Source organism: Cryobacterium sp. Y50, from assembly GCF_002929805.1.
GTDB lineage: Bacteria > Actinomycetota > Actinomycetes > Actinomycetales > Microbacteriaceae > Cryobacterium.
On sequence record NZ_PJJM01000074.1, the window covers coordinates 39,026 to 55,747 of the forward strand.

16 protein-coding genes are annotated in these 16,722 nt (G+C 65.6%); 9 read left to right on the forward strand and 7 right to left on the reverse strand.

Translation table 11 applies throughout. From position 1 onward, the window contains the following. Positions 1–206 precede the first annotated feature (206 nt). On the forward strand, positions 207–1,253 hold the full coding sequence (locus CXY73_RS04740) for an MTAP family purine nucleoside phosphorylase (protein ID WP_233198140.1): 1,047 nt from the start codon (positions 207–209) through the stop codon (positions 1,251–1,253). 88 nt (positions 1,254–1,341) lie between these two features. Then, a complete protein-coding gene (locus CXY73_RS04745) occupies positions 1,342–2,589 on the forward strand; it encodes an NAD(P)-dependent oxidoreductase (RefSeq protein WP_104177000.1) in 1,248 nt (415 codons plus the stop codon). Positions 2,590–2,752: 163 nt separating this feature from the next. Here the strand turns inward: CXY73_RS04745 and CXY73_RS04750 are convergent, their stop codons facing one another. Together CXY73_RS04750 and CXY73_RS04755 are read right to left on the reverse strand one after the other, a co-directional pair. Continuing rightward, positions 2,753–3,901 carry a sensor histidine kinase KdpD gene (locus CXY73_RS04750; RefSeq protein WP_104135653.1) on the reverse strand — a complete coding sequence of 383 codons (1,149 nt, stop codon included), beginning with the start codon at positions 3,899–3,901 and terminating at the stop codon, positions 2,753–2,755. Continuing rightward, positions 3,898–4,731, reverse strand: coding sequence for a response regulator transcription factor (locus CXY73_RS04755; RefSeq protein ID WP_199184283.1), 834 nt, complete (start codon positions 4,729–4,731; stop codon positions 3,898–3,900). The genes CXY73_RS04750 and CXY73_RS04755 overlap by 4 nt, the downstream gene beginning before the upstream one ends. A 236-nt stretch (positions 4,732–4,967) precedes the next feature. Between CXY73_RS04755 and CXY73_RS04760 the strand changes: the two genes are divergently transcribed. The 3 genes from CXY73_RS04760 to CXY73_RS04770 are packed head-to-tail and all read left to right on the forward strand — an operon-like array spanning position 4,968 to position 7,344. Then, positions 4,968–5,726 carry a glycosyltransferase family 2 protein gene (locus CXY73_RS04760; protein WP_104135655.1) on the forward strand — a complete coding sequence of 253 codons (759 nt, stop codon included), beginning with the start codon at positions 4,968–4,970 and terminating at the stop codon, positions 5,724–5,726. After that, the gene (locus CXY73_RS04765; protein WP_104135656.1) at positions 5,723–6,508 is read left to right on the forward strand and encodes a DUF2064 domain-containing protein; all 786 of its coding nucleotides are present in this window, start codon (positions 5,723–5,725) and stop codon (positions 6,506–6,508) included. Before CXY73_RS04760 ends, CXY73_RS04765 begins: the two co-directional genes overlap by 4 nt. Further along, positions 6,505–7,344 (forward strand): bifunctional 2-polyprenyl-6-hydroxyphenol methylase/3-demethylubiquinol 3-O-methyltransferase UbiG, encoded by an 840-nt coding sequence (locus tag CXY73_RS04770; RefSeq protein WP_233198141.1) that lies wholly within the window; start codon positions 6,505–6,507, stop codon positions 7,342–7,344. Before CXY73_RS04765 ends, CXY73_RS04770 begins: the two co-directional genes overlap by 4 nt. 132 nt (positions 7,345–7,476) lie before the next feature. Here CXY73_RS04770 and CXY73_RS04775 read toward each other — a convergent pair whose 3' ends face one another. Beyond that, the gene (locus CXY73_RS04775) at positions 7,477–8,088 is read right to left on the reverse strand and encodes a hypothetical protein (protein ID WP_104135657.1); all 612 of its coding nucleotides are present in this window, start codon (positions 8,086–8,088) and stop codon (positions 7,477–7,479) included. Further along, entirely contained in the window at positions 8,085–9,380 is a 1,296-nt protein-coding gene (locus CXY73_RS04780; protein WP_104135658.1) for a molybdopterin-dependent oxidoreductase, read from the reverse strand. Before CXY73_RS04780 ends, CXY73_RS04775 begins: the two co-directional genes overlap by 4 nt. 756 nt (positions 9,381–10,136) lie before the next feature. On the opposite strand from CXY73_RS04780, the gene CXY73_RS04785 reads away from it, so the two are divergent. Then, complete coding sequence (locus tag CXY73_RS04785) at positions 10,137–11,522, forward strand: glycosyltransferase family 87 protein (protein WP_104177001.1); 1,386 nt, start codon at positions 10,137–10,139, stop codon at positions 11,520–11,522. A gap of 108 nt (positions 11,523–11,630) precedes the next feature. Here CXY73_RS04785 and CXY73_RS04790 read toward each other — a convergent pair whose 3' ends face one another. From CXY73_RS04790 to CXY73_RS21845, 3 genes are all read right to left on the reverse strand, one after another. Beyond that, positions 11,631–12,311 (reverse strand): hypothetical protein, encoded by a 681-nt coding sequence (locus CXY73_RS04790; RefSeq protein WP_104177002.1) that lies wholly within the window; start codon positions 12,309–12,311, stop codon positions 11,631–11,633. 359 nt (positions 12,312–12,670) lie between these two features. Further along, complete coding sequence (locus CXY73_RS04795; protein ID WP_104135661.1) at positions 12,671–13,117, reverse strand: metallopeptidase family protein; 447 nt, start codon at positions 13,115–13,117, stop codon at positions 12,671–12,673. A gap of 375 nt (positions 13,118–13,492) precedes the next feature. Beyond that, entirely contained in the window at positions 13,493–13,648 is a 156-nt protein-coding gene (locus CXY73_RS21845) for a hypothetical protein (RefSeq protein WP_158253063.1), read from the reverse strand. Positions 13,649–14,096: 448 nt separating this feature from the next. Between CXY73_RS21845 and CXY73_RS04810 the strand changes: the two genes are divergently transcribed. The 3 genes from CXY73_RS04810 to ahcY all read left to right on the forward strand — a co-directional run bounded on the left by CXY73_RS04810 (position 14,097) and on the right by ahcY (position 16,613). Beyond that, the gene (locus CXY73_RS04810; protein WP_104135663.1) at positions 14,097–14,384 is read left to right on the forward strand and encodes a hypothetical protein; all 288 of its coding nucleotides are present in this window, start codon (positions 14,097–14,099) and stop codon (positions 14,382–14,384) included. Positions 14,385–14,668: 284 nt separating this feature from the next. Then, entirely contained in the window at positions 14,669–14,893 is a 225-nt protein-coding gene (locus CXY73_RS04815; RefSeq protein WP_104135676.1) for a DUF3499 family protein, read from the forward strand. Between the two features lie 232 nt (positions 14,894–15,125). Continuing rightward, a complete protein-coding gene (gene ahcY, locus CXY73_RS04820) occupies positions 15,126–16,613 on the forward strand; it encodes an adenosylhomocysteinase (RefSeq protein WP_104135664.1) in 1,488 nt (495 codons plus the stop codon). The last annotated feature ends 109 nt before the right edge of the window (positions 16,614–16,722 follow it).

Sequence of the window (16,722 nt, forward strand, 5' to 3'; positions counted from 1 at the left end):
GGGTTCAGTTTATAAACCGGGCCGGCGGAGCGGCCCGGTTTCCTAACACCGGGCGTTGCCCGGCGCGCGCTCTTCGGCTTTTTCGGCCCGGGCCCGGGTCCGGTCGTCCGGCGCGGGGCATCCGTTCTGGTGCGGCGGTCTTTCGTGGGTACGCAGCTTTCGATGGCAGACTGAACACTCGACTCGTAACCCGCTGGGAGCCGCTAGTGACGCTTGACTCTGTGCTTGACCCTGTGCTTGACCCGATCGCCCGCGCGGACGTCGCCGTGATCGGCGGATCCGGACTTTACGAACTCGTCGACCCCGCAACTGCGGTGACGCATCGGGTTCCGACACCGTACGGGTCGGTGTCGGTCACGATCGGCCTGCGCGCCGGTCGCCGTGTCGCATTTCTGCCACGGCACGGCAGCGGCCACAGCGTAGCGCCGCACTTGATCAACTATCGGGCCAATCTCTGGGCCCTCTCCTCGATCGGCGTGCGCGCGATCATCTCGTCCTCGGCGGTGGGCGGGGTCACGCCAGAGTACCCGCCGGGGCTACTCGTCGTCACTGACCAGTTCATCGACCGCACGTCCGGCCGCCCCGATACTTTTTACGACCGGGAATCGGTGCAGCACCTCTCCGCCGCAGACCCGTTCGACCCTCAGCTGCGAGCGTATGCTCTGCGCGCGCTCGAGGATCTTGGCGAGAACTTCGCTGCTACCGGCACGGTGGTCGTCATTCAAGGTCCGCGGTTTTCCACCCGGGCGGAGTCGGTCTGGTTCCGTTCGATCGGCGCGCACATTGTCAATATGACCGCGTATCCTGAAATCGTGCTGGCCGGTGAGCTCAACATGGGCACGGTCAACCTCTCCTTCGTGACGGACGCCGATGCGGGACTCGCGCCGACGCCTTCCGCCGTCGCGGACAGCGCGGCTGGTCCCGTGGTCGATACTCACGGCTCTGCCTCTTCTGGCTTGCCCAGGCCCGGCGTGGGCGCTTCCGGTCTTCCCGCGACGTTCGGCCCTACCTCGACCAGCGAAACGGATGCCGTCACGGCGTCGGTCGTGTTCCGTCGCCTCGGCGAGGCCCAGCCGCGCATTCTGGCGGCGATCGACGCGATACTTCGCGCCTTACCGACCAACTTCGCCCCGCGCGAGGTCATCGACCCGGCCCAGGTCGAAGCCGTTCTAGCGCGGGCCGCGCTGTCGGATGTCGTGCGCGGTGATTCCAGCACTGCCGTGCCGTGCTGCCCGGCCGAGGATCTCACGTGACGGCCGGTCGGCCTGAGGCTCGTCGCATGCTCCCCGATGCGCCCTGGCCAACTAATGGACCTACTGGTGCCAGTTACCCAGGCCTCGCATGAGCGGCGTCCGCTTGCTGATCACGGGCGGCGCCGGATTCATCGGTTCCGCAATTGTTGACGCTGCCCTCGCCCGCGGCTACGAGGTGCGCGTACTGGACTCACTGCGCACCGACGTTCACAGCCCCGCGGCCGAGGTGCAAACCGTTCCGGGCCCGGGCCCGGAACGTGGGCCCATGATGGAACGTGGGCCCGGTTTCTTGGCCAGGGCCCGGAACATGAGGCCGGCGGGGCTGGACCCACGGGTCGAGTTCGTGCATGGGGACGTGACCGACCCCGCGATCGTAGCCGGCGCCCTTACCGACATCGACGTGGTCTGTCACCAGGCCGCCAAGGTCGGCCTCGGCGTGGACTTCGCCGACGCCCCCGATTACGTGCACAGCAACGAGGTCGGGACGGCCGTGCTGCTGGCTGCGATGGCCGCGCGGGGCATCCGTCGTCTGGTGTTGGCATCGTCCATGGTCGTCTACGGCGAGGGCAGCTACCGAGGCCCAAACGGCTTCACCCGGCCCGGCCCTCGCCTCGCCAGCGACCTCGATGCCGGACGTTTCGATCCCCTCGACCCGGGCACCGGGGAGCCGCTCGAGCCCGTTCTGGTCAGCGAATCCGATCCGCTGGACCCGCGCAACGTCTACGCGAGCAGCAAACTCGGCCAGGAATACCTCGCGACCGCGTGGGCCCGCTCGACCGGCGCACGCGTCGCGGCCTTGCGCTACCACAACGTCTACGGTCCGGGCATGCCGCAGAACACGCCCTATGCCGGAGTCGCCTCATTGTTTCGCTCAGCACTCGAGCGCGGCGAAGCTCCCCGCGTGTACGAAGACGGCCGGCAGCGCCGCGACTTCGTACACGTACGGGACGTCGCCGCTGCCAACGTCGCCGCGCTCGACTTCACCGGGCTTGATTACACACCGCGGGCTGCCGGCCTTGGCCCAGTGCCTGCGGACTCCGCATCTGCTGAAATCGCGTCCACCTGCTCGATAAATTCTGATTCCGGAATATTTCGTGCGTTCAACGTCGGCAGCGGAATCGTTCACACCATCGGTGACATGGCGACCGCCCTTGCCGCGGCGGCGGGCGGCCCAGCGCCCATCGTGACCGGCGAGTATCGGCTCGGCGACGTGCGGCACATCACGGCGTCGTCCGAGCGCTTGCGACAAGAACTCGGCTGGTCGGCGCAAATCTCTTTCGACGACGGAATGCGCGAGTTCGCCACCGCCCCGCTACGCGCCGCAGTGCGCCCCTGATACCGGCCCGCTTCGTCTTCTGGGGGCGAATTCAGGAAATCGGGTGCGGCTGATACGGACACGCCTTGTTTTCGGGGCCGAACGAGCTGGCCGCAGGTAAATTTCCTGAATTAGCCGCCGACACTGCCCGTGACGAGCCGTCCGAACCAACCCCGACCACCGGTCAGCCAAGCGGATGCTGCGGCAGCAGCAAATCAAACCGGCACCCGCCTTCAACATTGGTCACCGTCACCTGCCCGTGATGGGCCTCAGCGATGCCCCGAACGATCGCGAGTCCGAGCCCGGCCCCACCGCTTTGACCGCCGGTTCCCCAAGCGGACACCGTGCGCGGCTCGCTCGCCCGCCATCCGGCCTCGAACACCCGGCCGAGGTCTGGTTCGGGGATACCTCCGGCCGCATCGACGATCGAGATGATCGCCCGCCCGTCAACGTGCTGGGTCGCGGAGACCACGATTGCGCTGTCGGCCGGCGAATGCTGGATGGCGTTCATCACGAGGTTGCCAACCGCGCGGGCGAGCTTGCGGGCATCCGCTTGCAGTATCAGACCGCGCTCGCCCTCGAAGCGCAGGTCGAGCGACTTCGCGAGGGCAACCGGCGCCAAGTCGGCAACCGTGTCGCTGATCAGGTCATACAGGGATATCCGTTCGAGCGACAGCTGCAGCGCTCCCGAATGAATTTTCGACAGTTCAAACAGGTCGTCGACCATGCCGCTGAGGCGGTCGACCTGCCCGCGTATCTGCACGTGGTACCGCTCGGGGTCTGGCGCCATGCCGTCTTCCAGCGCCTCGGCCATGGCCCGGATTCCGGCGAGCGGGGTGCGTAGATCGTGGGAGATCCAGGCTATGATTTCGCGTCGGGAGGCCTCGATGCGCCCCTCCCGTTCGCGGGATTCAGCCAGCCGATCGGCGGTTGCGGCCAGTTCCCCGGCGAGTGCTGCGAACTCCGTACTCGTATGCCCATCGGCGGATATACCCGATTCGCCTCGTCCGATGCTCGCGGCGGCGGCCCGAAAATACCTGTTGTCGCGTGCGAGCGAGCGTCCGAGCAGCGCTGCCATCATGAGTGACACGATGCCAGCTACCGCTGCAACCACGCAGAAAACAATCAGATCGTGCGTCGACAGATACATCAGCGAGGCGACCGCTGCGGTTCCGCTCAGCACCGATGCGACGGTGGCGAAGGCGACGACGACGATCTGGGTTACCAGCGACCCGCGCGACAGCAGCCGCAATGCGAGCAATCCGAGTGCGCCCACGACCAGCGCGCAGCCGAGTGCTATGCCGACGACCGCGGCGAACACCGACGCTGTCATGTCGTGTCGCCGGCGTTCTGTGCACCATCCGTGTTCTGTGCGCCCCGCGAAGTCCCGGCGTCCTCCGCCGACACCGCGACATCCGCAGCCCCCGCGCCCAGGGGCACAGGGTCGAACCGGTAGCCGACCCCCCAGACCGTGTTCAACACGAGCGGATGCGCCGGGTCGGCTTCGATCTTCTCCCGCAGCCGCCGCACGTGCACGGTCACCGTGGACAGGTCACCGAATTCCCAGCCCCAGACCGAGCGCAGCAATTCCTCGCGGGTCAGCACCTTGGACGGGCGCCAGATCAGGTAGGCGAGCAAATCGAATTCGCGTGCGGTGAGTACGAGAGCGGTCCCGCGCAGGCGAATTTGGTGCGCGGCCAGGTTGAGGGTGAACTCGCCGGCCTCGAGAATTCCCTCCGGGATCGACTCAGACCGGCTGCGCCGCAGCACCGACTGCACCCGCAGCACGAGTTCCCGCGGCGAGAACGGTTTCACCAGATAGTCGTCGGCGCCAGCCTCGAGTCCGGCGATGCGGTGCTCTTCCTCGCCGAGCGCGGTGAGCATGATCACCGGCAGGGCGCCCCAATTCTGCCGAATACGCCGACATACTTCGATGCCGTCGAGCAGCGGGAGCATTCGATCGAGCACGACCAGATCGGGCGGTACCGCCTCGGCTCGGCGTAGTCCGGCGAGTCCGTCGGCGGCTTCGTCGACGATGAATCCGGCGGAGCGCAGGTACTGTCCGACCACCTCACACACCAGCGGATCGTCCTCGATGACGAGCACACGGCGCCCGGTCAGAGCATCGGCTTGCGGCGGCGCGAAATGTTGGGAGGGGGGCACCCCCTCAGACTAGGCGCGCGACCTCGGTACCGCGCGACCGGTCTGGTCGCCCGGTCAACGGAGGCCCCGCTCGGACCACCACCAACCGTTCGGGGCCGGGGCCCGGACCGTGGGGTGGGCCCGGTCGACCGTTCGGCTTGGCTGGTATTTGTCTGGTGTAGAGCTGCTGCGCATCCTTCCCCGGTTCGTAAGCTCTTTCGCCCCGAATGCTCAGACGCCGTGCTTAGTCTCTAACCATGACGAGTATTCGGGTTGACGTCGTGCTGCCCTGCCTGAACGAAGCGCAGGCGCTTCCGTGGATTCTCGAGCGGATGCCCGCCGGCTACCGGGCGATCGTGGTCGACAACGGATCTACGGACGGTTCGGCTGACCTTGCCCTTGCCTTCGGCGCGCACGTCGTGCATGAAACCCGTCGCGGGTTCGGCGCCGCCGCCCACGCCGGACTCCTCGCCGCGACCGCGCCGATCGTCGCGTTCTGCGACGCCGACGCATCAATGGACCCGCGCGACCTGCCACTCGTGGTCGACCCTATCGCTCAAGACGACGCCGATCTCGTGCTCGGACGACGCCGCCCAACCACCCGAAATGCCTGGCCGCCGCATGCCCGGTTAGCAAATACCTATCTTTCTTGGCGACTGCGCCGAATAACAGGTGTGAACATTCATGACCTCGGCCCCATGCGGGCCGCCCGCCGCGACCACCTGCTCGCCCTCGATCTGCACGACCGCCGCAGCGGGTATCCGCTCGAGATGTTTCTCAGCGCTGCCGCGGCAAATTGGCGCATCCGCGAGGTCGACACCGGCTACGCGCCGCGGGTTGGCCGCAGCAAGGTAACCGGGACCGTGCGCGGCACCCTCACCGCCATCCACGACATGTCCGGCCTGCTCCGCGCGACCAGCACCATCCGGAACGATAACGACGCCAGTGTCAGCGCCGACCGAACCAGCAGCGTCACCAGCGCTGCCCGCGCCAGCCGCAGCGGGGGCCGCTCATGACCACCATCGTCGTCATCGCCAAGGAATGCCTGCCCGGCAAGGTCAAGACCCGGTTGCACCCGCCGCTCTCGCTCGAGCAGGCCGCTCTTCTCGCCGCATCGAGCCTCGCCGACACCCTCAAGGTCGCCGTACAGCTACCCGCGACACGCCACATTCTCGCCTTCGATGGTGTCACCCCGCCGCCAGAGGCATCCGATTGGCAGATTCTGCCGCAAACCAGCGGCGCACTCGACGAGCGCCTCGCCGCCATCTTTGACCACCTCGACGAGCCCACCCTGCTGCTCGGAATGGACACTCCGCAGATCAGCGCCGAGATACTCGCACCAGTATTCCAAAACTGGAATGAAACGGATGCCTGGTTCGGCCCCGCCAACGACGGCGGATTCTGGGCACTCGCGCTGAAAAAACCCAGCGGCGCGCTGCTCCGCGGCATCCCAATGAGCCGCTCCGACACCGGCGCACACCAGCTGCAACGCCTCGACCAAGCGGGCCTAACGGTGCGCCTGCTACCCGCGCTCACCGACATCGACACCATAAGGGATGCCCACACCGTCGCCGCGATCGCCCCCCACACGCGTTTCGCGCGTGCCTTCGAGGAGATGCGGACGTCCGCTCAACCCGGTAATGCGAACCTACGCGCCCCCGAACAGCGCACGACGAATCAGCCCCCTGCGGATGGGCGAGCTGCCGACGTCTGCACCCCGCACCTGCACGCGGCGGCCCTGCGTACTGCCGAACTGCAGGCGGCCGACCTGCTCACGCTGACCGGGACACGCTCGTGAGCCTGGTCTCCCCGCGCTTCTGGGATCAGCCGGGAAAATGGCCCGTCAGCGAGGGTGCGGTCGGCGCTGACCGATTCGTTTCCGAGTTCGTCGGGCAGCTGGTCGCGCATGCGGCAGCGGACCGTTCGGCCGCAGACCAGACGACGACCGACCGGTTTCGCCGCCCGACTACCTTCGGTTCCGGCGGATCCGAACCGTACGCCCAGGCCCTGCAGAGCGACGACAATGTGCTCTACCTGCACGGCCGCCGCCACGACGCCGATCCGGAAACTGCCGCCAGCGTTTCCACCATGCACGCCGGACGGTGGAGCGCCGGAGCCGATGCGACCGACCGTTCCCTACTTGCAGTCGTCGCCGGACCGGTGCTCGACATCGGCTGCGGACCGGGCCGAATGATCCGGGCAGCGATGAACGAAGGCCTCGACGCACTCGGTGTCGATGTGTCACCGACCGCCGTGCGGATCGCCCTCGCCGCCGGACTTGCCGTGCTGCACCGCTCCGTCTTCGATCACATTCCGCTCGCGGGAACCTGGGCAACCCTGCTCCTAGTCGATGGCAATATCGGCATCGGCGGCGACCCCGACGCGCTCCTCGAACGCTGCGCCGCGCTGCTCGCCCCCGACGGCGTGCTCGTCGTCGAGGTGCACCGCGACCCCGAACACGACCTCGCCTATGTTGGTACCCTGCACGACGCCGCCGGACACACGAGCGACGCCTTTCCCTGGGCCGAACTCGGAGTCAACGCCCTGTGTCGCCGGGCCGCAAAAGCAGGTCTAACTCCGGTCGCCGAATGGTCCCGAGGTGGCCGCGCCTTCGCCCGCCTCGCTCGCGCTTAGTCGTTCATCTTCCCCGCTTCGGTCAGGTGGGCCGGATCAAGGAAGTCACGAGTCTGTCCGTGCACCGTCGATCTCCAATGTCTGAGCGCGGAGTGGATGACCCGTTGACACCGCGGGCCGCGTGCGACACGGTCACCGCACGGAGTTCTCCTGCGGCACAGCGCGCCGCCCCCGCAGCATCGCCCACGCCGACACGACCACCGTCAGCACAGCGAGCACGAGCCAGAAAATCCCAAGGTTGAGCCCATAATTCAGCGGCAGCACGGTCGGATTCGCCGGAGCAAAGTTTTTCGCCACGATCGTCGGCACCGCAACGAGCGACACAATAGATCCGACCACAATTGCGCCCTGCACGATCGCCATGACCGTGCCAGTCACCCGTCGCCCGGCCCGCCGCAGAGCAATCCCGAACGCAAACACGATCGGCGCCAAAAAAACATCGTGCAGCACGATCGCCGCCGCAATCCACAGGGCCACTCCGGGAATCCGGGTCAGCCGAACCGAATCGAACATCACGAACGCGCCCCAGGCCAGCAGCAACACGCCAGCCCCCAGCAGCACCAAACGGATGCTCCGCATCCGCCGGCTGGTCGACGGCGCGATCCCGGCTGGCGGCGGATACAGGCCGGTCCCAGCGTTCTCGGTTGACGTGGTCGCGGAACTTTTCTGGGCACCCACTCCGGTCTTCACACCGATGTCATCGCCGGCCGCCTCGCCACGTGACCCGCGCGCATCCGCTCTCATAATTCGATCGCCTCGATTCGGCTCAGCCATTTGGTCTGCAATACCCCAGGCCGCCCCGGCGCGATCATGCGGGCCGGATAGCCATGCTCGAGGTCGAGCGTTTCGCCGTTCAGCTCGAGGGCCACGAGCGTGAGCGAGTCGCGCACATATTCCCGGCCCATCTGGGTTTTGCTGAAGCTGCCGCGTTCTTCCAAGCTGATCAAACGAAACGAGGTCTCCGGGTCGGCGCTCATCAGGTCGGCGAGGTCGCGCAGCCGCACACCGCGCCACGTCGCCATCTGACTCCAGCCCTCGACGCAGGCGATCGGCAGCCGGACCTCGGTCTGTGGCAGGGCGACCAGTTCGGCCCGCGTGAAGGAGCGTTCGGTGCCGGCCACCGCGAGGGTAAGAGTCCACGTTGAAGCGAGGGCGGTAACCGCCACCTGCGCCTGTTCGCTGGTGCGATTCACCGGAACGCCCTGCTGGCCGACGCCCTTCTTGCGCGGCGCGAACAGGTTGACCGCGTTCAGCGGTGTGAAGGTCTGTCCGGCGGTCAAGGCCACGACGGCCGTCGTGGCGACGCCGACGGTGGTGAGAAATCCGCGCCGGCTGACCCGCGAAGACGGGCGCGGCGTCGCATCGATGTAGTCGAGCACCCGCCCGGTGAGGCCCCCCTGCCGAGTCGTGCCCCACAGGCGCACCGCCTCCGCATTAGACGCCCGGTCGGCCGACACCGCGTCGACCAGATGATTGCCGGCGCCCGAGTCAGAACCCGAGTCAGAACCCGCACCGTCACTCGACGGCTTACTCCAATACCGCGTAATTAGCGGCAGCTTGACCGCGATGTGAATGACCAGCAGCCCGATCAGAACCCAGCCAAGCGCAAAGTGCACCTGCCGAAACGGAAATGGCCACGGATACCACTGAAACGTGTTGAGCAGTCCGATCGTAATCTGCACGAGCGAGGCCCCCACGAACAGAGCGATCGAGGCCCGCTCAAGAAAGTGCACGAAGCCGCGCACCGGGGGATAGGCGAACAGATCGGGAAAAACGATGTACAGCTTGGCCAGCAGCAGCGGAAAACAAGCGATTCCGGCGATAATGTGCGTGCCCTGGGTGATCTGGTACAGAAACTCGGGCCGGGTCGCAAAGCGCATCCAATCCAGCGGTTCCTGCAGAAAATGGCTGTACAGGCCGGTGCCGAAGCAGATCAAAAAGGCGGCACCGAGCAACCGCCCGATCACCGTCGCCATGCGCGGATTGCGCACCGGTGTCGCCAGCGCTCGCTGGGTCTCGTACATCAATCGCCGCATGCTTCTATTGCACCACCTGAACGCTCGCCGTGACCCCGCTGAATCCTTACGATGTGCACAAGGCCTGCCTCGCTTGATCGAGCGCGTCGGAACTACCGCAATGTCGGTGGGTGCCGTGAGCGTCATTGTTAACTACTCACAAAGACTCGTGCCGAGACTAGGGAGAAGCACGATGAAGGTTTTAGTCGCGACGGCGATGCTGGCGGGCAAACAACGAAGGGCGAAACGACGGGCCAGCGCGGGCCAGTCACACGCGTGCATTGCCGGCGAACTGGTGTGGATGATTGACCCCTGCCCAGCCAGCCGACGCAACCCCAACGGGCCGTGCGACTGTGGATGCACCTTCACCGGAATGTGTTCAGATGGCCACACGCCGACGGCGATCGTGACCGACCTCGTTTAAATGTCGTGCGGCGACTCCATCGAAGCCATGCGCGCCAGTTTTGACAAAAAAGGCTGGTGTCCCTGTTGCACTGCGCGGCCCCTCGAGGAGGTGATCGACGAGTTGATTGCCTTCGGTAGCGGTATACCCACTGGCACACTCGTCGGCCGTTGCCTCGATTCGCTGATCCTGCTCACTGAACCCGAAGGGTGGGACTAAGCGCGGCATCCGCTGTCGGGTTGCCCGGCCTTCGTCTACTCCGTCGGCCTTGAGGGTTGGCGAGCGGTAACCCGGGAGTCTTACAGTCTGCAGGTTTCTCACGCCGCACGGCCAGAGCGCGCCGCCGGTGAGCGTGGGTACGAGAGGATGGACTGGTGCGCATAACGATCATCGCGGTCCTGCTGGTGCTCAGCGCTGCCGTCACCGCATTCAGCGCGACAACCCTCGACCTGTTCCAGGCCGACCGAGACGAGGTGCAACTCGTTCTGGTCACGGCTGCGCTCTGGGTAGTGTTCGGCCTGGCCTGCTGGCTGCTGCGCAGTGTCAGCGGCAAGGCCGTGGTCGCGTTGATCCTGGCCGGCTCCGCTCTGATCGGCGGCGCAGCCATGGTTGGCCCGCCCAACACGAGCACCGATTCGGCGCGCTATGCCTGGGATGGCATCGTGCAAAACGCAGGAATCAGCCCCTACGCCTTCACTCCAGCGGATGCCCGCCTCGATTCCCTGAGACCAGACTGGCTGTTCCCGGCGCCCCAGACTGCGGCCGACGGAGGGGAGAAATGTGTCGGTGAACGCATCGCCACCGCCCGCACGACCGACGGCGACCTGCTCTGCTCCGCCCTGAATCGCACCGCTGTGCCCACGATCTACCCTCCGGCCAGCGAAATTTTCTTTGCCAGCGTGCGTTTCTTCACCGGCCCGGAGCCGGCCTATTGGCCGCTGCAGCTCGCCGGTCTGCTGCTCAGTCTGGGCACCACGGTCATGCTGCTGGTCGGCATGCGCCGCCGCGGCCTCGACCAACGCAACGTCGCCCTCTGGGCCTGGTGTCCGCTGGTCGCGACCGAGGCCATCACCAACTCCCACGTGGATATGCTCGGCGTCATCTTCGTGGTTGCGGCCGTCTTCCTAATGTCTTCGAAGAAGGTTTGGCGCGGCGGCATTGCCCTCGGAATCGCGATCGGCACCAAGCTCATCCCGGTGCTCGCAGCGCCGGCGCTGCTTAGGCGCGGCGGCTGGCGCCTGGTGACGGCATCCGTTCTGAGTTTTGCGCTGCTTTATGTTCCCTATGTACTGGCGACCGGTATCGGGGTGCTCGGCTACCTGCCCGGCTACCTGAGCGAGGAGGGATACCAGGACGGGTCGCGGTTTGCGCTGGTGTCTCTGGTCGCGCCGGGGGCATCCGCTGTAATTGTCGCCGGCCTGATTCTGGCCATTGTCGCCGTGGTCGTGATTCTCAAGACCGACCAGAACCAGCCGTGGGTCGGCCAGCTCGTAATGATCGGCACAACCCTGCTCGTACTCAGCCCCCGATACCCCTGGTATGCGCTGCTGCTGCTGCCGTTCGTGGCGCTCAGTGGCCGCTGGGAATGGCTGCTCGTGCCGATGGCGCTTACGCTGAGGCTACTGGTGCCGAGCGTTCCACTCACCCGAGCGTCGATCGCGGTCGCAGTGATCGTGATCGTCGTAATTTCCCTGCATCGCGCTGGCCCGGGCTCAGTCAAGCGGATGCTGCATCCCCTGCGGCGACTCCGCCCCGCCTGACCGCCCCGGTGCCGCGAGCCGCAAGGGGCACTCGGACACGCAACAATCGGGGCCCGCCATGTGGCGAGCCCCGATTCGTGCTGTGCAGCCGAAAGCTGTGAAGAAGAACTACTTCGTGGCGGCGGTGATGGTCGCGATACCCACGAGCATCTGGTCGGTGACGGCGTCGGTGCTAAAGGTGGAGTTCAGCAAGCCAGCGGCCACCGAGGAGATGTGCACTGTGGTACCGGCGAGGATGGCGTTGTCGCCGTCCATCTCAAGCGGCTTCAGGGTTCCACCGTAGAGGTCGAACAGCAGCTCCTGGTTTGCAGCGGACTCGCCGTTGACCGAGACGTCACCGAAGAGCTCCGAGGTGCCCGGGTCGATGGTGAAGTTGGTCAGCTCGACGACGATGTCACCGGCGGTTAGCGAGAAGCCGGATCCCTCGTGCTCGATGGAGCCTTGAACGTAGGGGCGGTAATCTTCGGCCGGGTCGTAGTAATCCACGTTTCCACCGGTGATCGGAAAGTGCAGGCTGCCTTCTTCCAACGTGGCCGTTCCCACGGTTCCGGCGTTCAGGCCGAGGCTCGTCAGGGCGGCACCGAAGTCGGCGTCGAGCAGCACTGCGGTGTCCACACCAGACAGGCTGGGGATCGAGGCGAGCGGTGTCGGCGTGGCGTCCGAGGAGCTCGATGAGCTCGCGGCGGGCGCCGGGGACGAAGTGGTGGCTTCAGCCGAGCAGCCAGCGAGGCCGGCGATAAGAATTCCGGCGGAGGCGAAACCGATGGTGGCCTTGGTGAATGTGCGCATGGGATGAATCCTTTTCTGTCGATCGAGCAGGTGATGTTGGGGTCTGCTTGGTGTTCGGTTCCACCCCCGAAATGGTTTGGAATTGTCCCAATCCGTTACCGTTCTGTTACTCAATTCAGCAAACGCCCAGACAGTACTGGCGCGCCAAACACCCCTCGATCCCGGTCCTGGCCAGCGATCGACGCGTCTCAGCCGAGCGGATGCCGCGTCCCGCCCGTGGCCCGCGTTTTCGAAGTTGCCACTGGTTTGAACACATGCCAGCATCTCAATCACGTGCCGCGACGAATCGCACGGCGGTTTCGGTCAGTGGTTGCCCGACCCGCGCACAGCACGGTTTCCGCGGTCCAAGCGGCGGCGGCCTAGAAGTGGCGGAAGCGATCCGGCGCGAGATCCCACGGGTCTTTGCCGAGCAGTTCGGCGACTCCGCGAAAGACGCAGGTCTCGATCATCATGCGCTGGTGCATTTCATCGTTTTCGTCCAGGCGCGACAGGCGCTGAATCGGCAGCCGGTAGAACACCACCCGATTTGTTTCCGGCGTGACCATCCAGCGCTCCACGCCGATGCCCGGTATCACCGAGCGCGGTCCGGACGCCACCTCGAACACGGCGTGGCCGAGTTCTTCCGGCCAGACGCCGCGCAGATACTCGATCGTGGAGGCGACCGTCATGTCGAACAGATCGATCCGGGTGCGCAGCGGCGGCAGAAACGGGCCGGTCGCCGAGCTGCGAATTCCTCGGCCGTGCCGGTCCCGCCCGCGGCCGCGTACGGTCGGTTCGGGCGCTGCAGAACGTCGAGATCGGGCCATGCTGCCATCCTACGGCCGCTGCCGCTGCCGCTGGCACTGCCGCTGCCGCTGCCGCTGCCGCTCCGGCCGCCGGATGCGGCCACTTCTGATCCGAACGGATGCCGCCCCGACCTGGTCGCACCACCCTTCCCGGCGTTCCGTGCGCAGTGAGCAGCACCGGGCGCGAAACCAGTCCGGCGCAGCATCACGAAATCTAGCGCGGCTGCGGCGTTCCCCGCGAGGTCAGAGCGAGCGGAACCGGGTCGGAGCTGACCCCGGCAAACCGACCGGCGGCAGGCATCCGCTTCGATGAAACCCGGCAGATTGGGCTCGCGGGTCGGGCCCTCGAGCACGCGCCCGGCTCAGATTCCGGCCGCACGGATGGGTTCGGCGCGATCAAAGCGGAACGGGCCGAGCGGGCCGTCGGCGGGGGGCCGCGTAGGTGCCGGTGATCGTGTCGACGATGGCGGAGAACACGTCGGCGCAAGCCGCGCAGAACACGATCACGTGCTGTCCGGCCAGTTCGAGCACCTGGATCACCTTAGTCGCCACGGCGTGGCCGATTCGTTGAATTTTGGGTGCGCGATCGTGACTTCCGGCCGGCGTAGAAGAGGTGCCTTGGCATCATCAACGCCGGCCCGGAATACTTCGGGTTCGACAGGGTCGGCTTCTTCGGCAAGGAAAGCCTCGCCATGGTCACCTTCGCGTTCGTTCTGCGAAACTGGAAGGGGTACGACAAGGTCTTCAGCATCCTTCTGATCGCGCTCATGGTGCAGGGCCTTCTCATCCTGGTTCCAACTTCATCCTGCTCCGCAACTTCATCCTGCTCCGCAGCTTCAGCTTGGTGAAAGATCTCGGGCTGCTGAATACCATCGTCGGAATCACCTTGCCGGCTTGATCCACCCTGACCAGCGGTCTCTGGGGTGACACCTACAACTTTGATGACCCGCGCTTCCAGGGGGCCATCGACTGGTGGTATTCCCTGGTCGAGAAGGGCGACATGCCCTCGTTCGAGGCGCAGGTAGGCATCGGCTGGCTCAGCACGGCCGGCGGCAGCAACCCGGCGAAGTTTCTGATTTCCGAGCCCGACGCCGATGCGCTCAACCGCGTGCGCGTTGCGCAGCCCACCGGGGAAGCTGGAACGATTCAGGCCCAGTCCGCGCCGGGGCTGGACGGAATCATCGTTAGCGGCGCCACACTGGCTCAGGTCGGCTTGCACCCGCTGATTCTGCTGCCGGAAACCGCTCTTCTGTTCGAACTTCACTGCGTGTTTGAGCTGGACGACTAGTGTCCAGACCGGCCGTTGGCGTGGTGGAGTCTTGACCGGAACAGAGTGTCATTGACATGGAGTTCCTAACGGGGCTCGAACCGAGCAACTCAAGTTACCGCAGTAATTTCGAACGGTCGCGACCCCGAGGCCTTCGAGGTTCAGCTCATCGTTGACGGCAGCGGGTTCACGTCCTGGGCGCGCAGCGCGGCGGCGATCGCTATCCAGAGTCGCTTCAACGGACTGGCCACATAAACGTTGGAGCCTGCCCGGTAATGCCGCTGCCGCCGGTAGCCTTGACAGCAATGACATTCCGTCCGTGTTCCCGCGTTGCCTGCCTCGAACCATCGGTGGCCACGCTCACCTTTGACTATCGGGATTCCCTGGCCGTACTCGGCCCGCTCGCCAGTCGCAAAGAACCGCACAGCTTCGACCTCTGTTCCCGGCATGCGGAGCGAACGACCGCTCCGCAGGGCTGGCAGCTGATGCGGCACCGTCTCGTCGCCGACGAACCGGATCCTTCCAATTAGCCTGCCCCGACTTGCCCGAAAGCTTCGTCCCGCTGCCGAACCCGCGGCTGACCCGGCCCGCTGCCCTGCCCGTCTACTCGGTCGCCTCGGCATCGCCGACGACCGGCCGTCTCGGCCCACTGGCCGCCTGCCGACGAAAGCAGGCAGCATCCGTTCTGTGGCCGGCTGGGAATATCAGCGTGCGGTCGTTTTTTTGTTGGGGCCGTTCAGACGGAAATGGCAAGATAGCAGCATGACTGTCGCCTCGGCCACCGCGCCCCCCACATTCACCTATAAGATTGCCGATTTGTCGCTTGCCGAGGCTGGGCGTCACCAGCTGCGCCTGGCTGAGAACGAGATGCCGGGGCTGATGGCCCTCCGCCGCGAATTCGGCGAATCCAAGCCGCTGGCCGGCGCCCGCATCGCCGGATCCCTGCATATGACCGTGCAGACCGCCGTGTTGATCGAGACCCTCGTCGCGCTCGGTGCTCAGGTGCGCTGGGCCAGCTGTAACATTTTCTCGACGCAAGACGACGCGGCCGCCGCGATCGCGGTCGGCCCCGCCGGCACAGTGGAGGCCCCCGCCGGTGTTCCCGTGTTCGCTTGGAAGGGCGAAACGCTCGAGGACTACTGGTGGTGCACGTCGCAGATCTTCGACTGGAGCGCCGAAGCGTCCGCCGCCGGAGCCAGCTGGACCGGACCGAACATGATCCTCGACGATGGCGGCGACGCCACGATGCTTGTACACAAGGGGCGTGAGTTCGAATTAGCTGGCGTCGTACCAGCGGATGCTGCCGGTGACAGCCACGAGTACAGCGTCATCCTCGCCGCCCTCCGTCAGTCTCTGGCCGAATCGACCGACCGCTGGACCCTGGTCGCCGTCGATCTGATGGGTGTCACCGAAGAAACCACCACCGGCGTGCATCGTCTCTATGAGCTCGCCGCGAGCAAGGAACTGCTCTTTCCGGCCATCAATGTGAATGACTCGGTCACCAAGAGCAAGTTCGACAACAAGTACGGCATTCGTCACTCGCTGCCGGACGGTCTCAACCGCGCCACGGACGTGCTGATCGGCGGCAAGGTCGTCTTCGTCGCCGGTTATGGTGACGTCGGCAAGGGCGCCGCCGAAGCATTGCGCGGCCAGGGTGCCCGCGTGATCGTGAGCGAGATCGACCCGATCAACGCCCTGCAGGCCGCAATGGACGGTTTTCAGGTCGCCCGCCTCGATTCCGTCGTCGAACAGGTCGATATCTTCGTCAGCGGCACCGGAAACTTCAACGTCATCGGCGTCGACCACATGTTTCGCATGAAGCACCTCGCCATTGTCGCCAACGTCGGTCACTTCGACAACGAGATCGACATGGCCTCGCTCGAGTCATTGCCGGGCGCCGTCAAGGTTCAGATCAAGCCGCAGGTCGACGAATGGCGTCTGCCGAGCGGGCGCAGTGTGCTCGTGTTGTCGGAGGGACGCCTGATGAACCTCGGCAATGCCACCGGACACCCCTCGTTCGTGATGAGCAACTCGTTCACCAACCAAGTATTGGCGCAGATTGAACTGTACGTCTCACCGGAGAAGTACCCGGTCGGTGTGTATGTGCTGCCGAAACTGCTCGACGAGAAGGTGGCGCGCCTGCACCTCGACGCCCTCGGTGTGGAGCTGACCGTACTGACCCCCGAGCAGTCCGCCTATATCGGCGTTCCCGCCGAAGGCCCCTACAAAGTAGCTCACTACCGCTATTAGCGGATGCCGGGTCTCGAGACCGGGCTGTGCGACACGCCCGGGTGGGGGGCGTTTTGACGGGTGGTGGTGGTGGCCGTAATGTATCTATACGTACCCCAAAGGTGCGGAA

Coding starts and splice junctions, on each gene's coding strand:
- CXY73_RS04745 (WP_104177000.1), top strand. CDS start 1,342: ATGAGCGGCGTCCGCTTGCTGATCACGGGCGGCGCCGGATTCATCGGT.
- CXY73_RS04750 (WP_104135653.1), bottom strand. CDS start 3,901: ATGACAGCGTCGGTGTTCGCCGCGGTCGTCGGCATAGCACTCGGCTGC.
- CXY73_RS04760 (WP_104135655.1), top strand. CDS start 4,968: ATGACGAGTATTCGGGTTGACGTCGTGCTGCCCTGCCTGAACGAAGCG.
- CXY73_RS04765 (WP_104135656.1), top strand. CDS start 5,723: ATGACCACCATCGTCGTCATCGCCAAGGAATGCCTGCCCGGCAAGGTC.
- CXY73_RS04775 (WP_104135657.1), bottom strand. CDS start 8,088: ATGAGAGCGGATGCGCGCGGGTCACGTGGCGAGGCGGCCGGCGATGAC.
- CXY73_RS04780 (WP_104135658.1), bottom strand. CDS start 9,380: ATGCGGCGATTGATGTACGAGACCCAGCGAGCGCTGGCGACACCGGTG.
- CXY73_RS04790 (WP_104177002.1), bottom strand. CDS start 12,311: ATGCGCACATTCACCAAGGCCACCATCGGTTTCGCCTCCGCCGGAATT.
- CXY73_RS04795 (WP_104135661.1), bottom strand. CDS start 13,117: ATGGCCCGATCTCGACGTTCTGCAGCGCCCGAACCGACCGTACGCGGC.
- CXY73_RS04810 (WP_104135663.1), top strand. CDS start 14,097: ATGCCCTCGTTCGAGGCGCAGGTAGGCATCGGCTGGCTCAGCACGGCC.
- CXY73_RS04815 (WP_104135676.1), top strand. CDS start 14,669: ATGACATTCCGTCCGTGTTCCCGCGTTGCCTGCCTCGAACCATCGGTG.
- ahcY (WP_104135664.1), top strand. CDS start 15,126: ATGACTGTCGCCTCGGCCACCGCGCCCCCCACATTCACCTATAAGATT.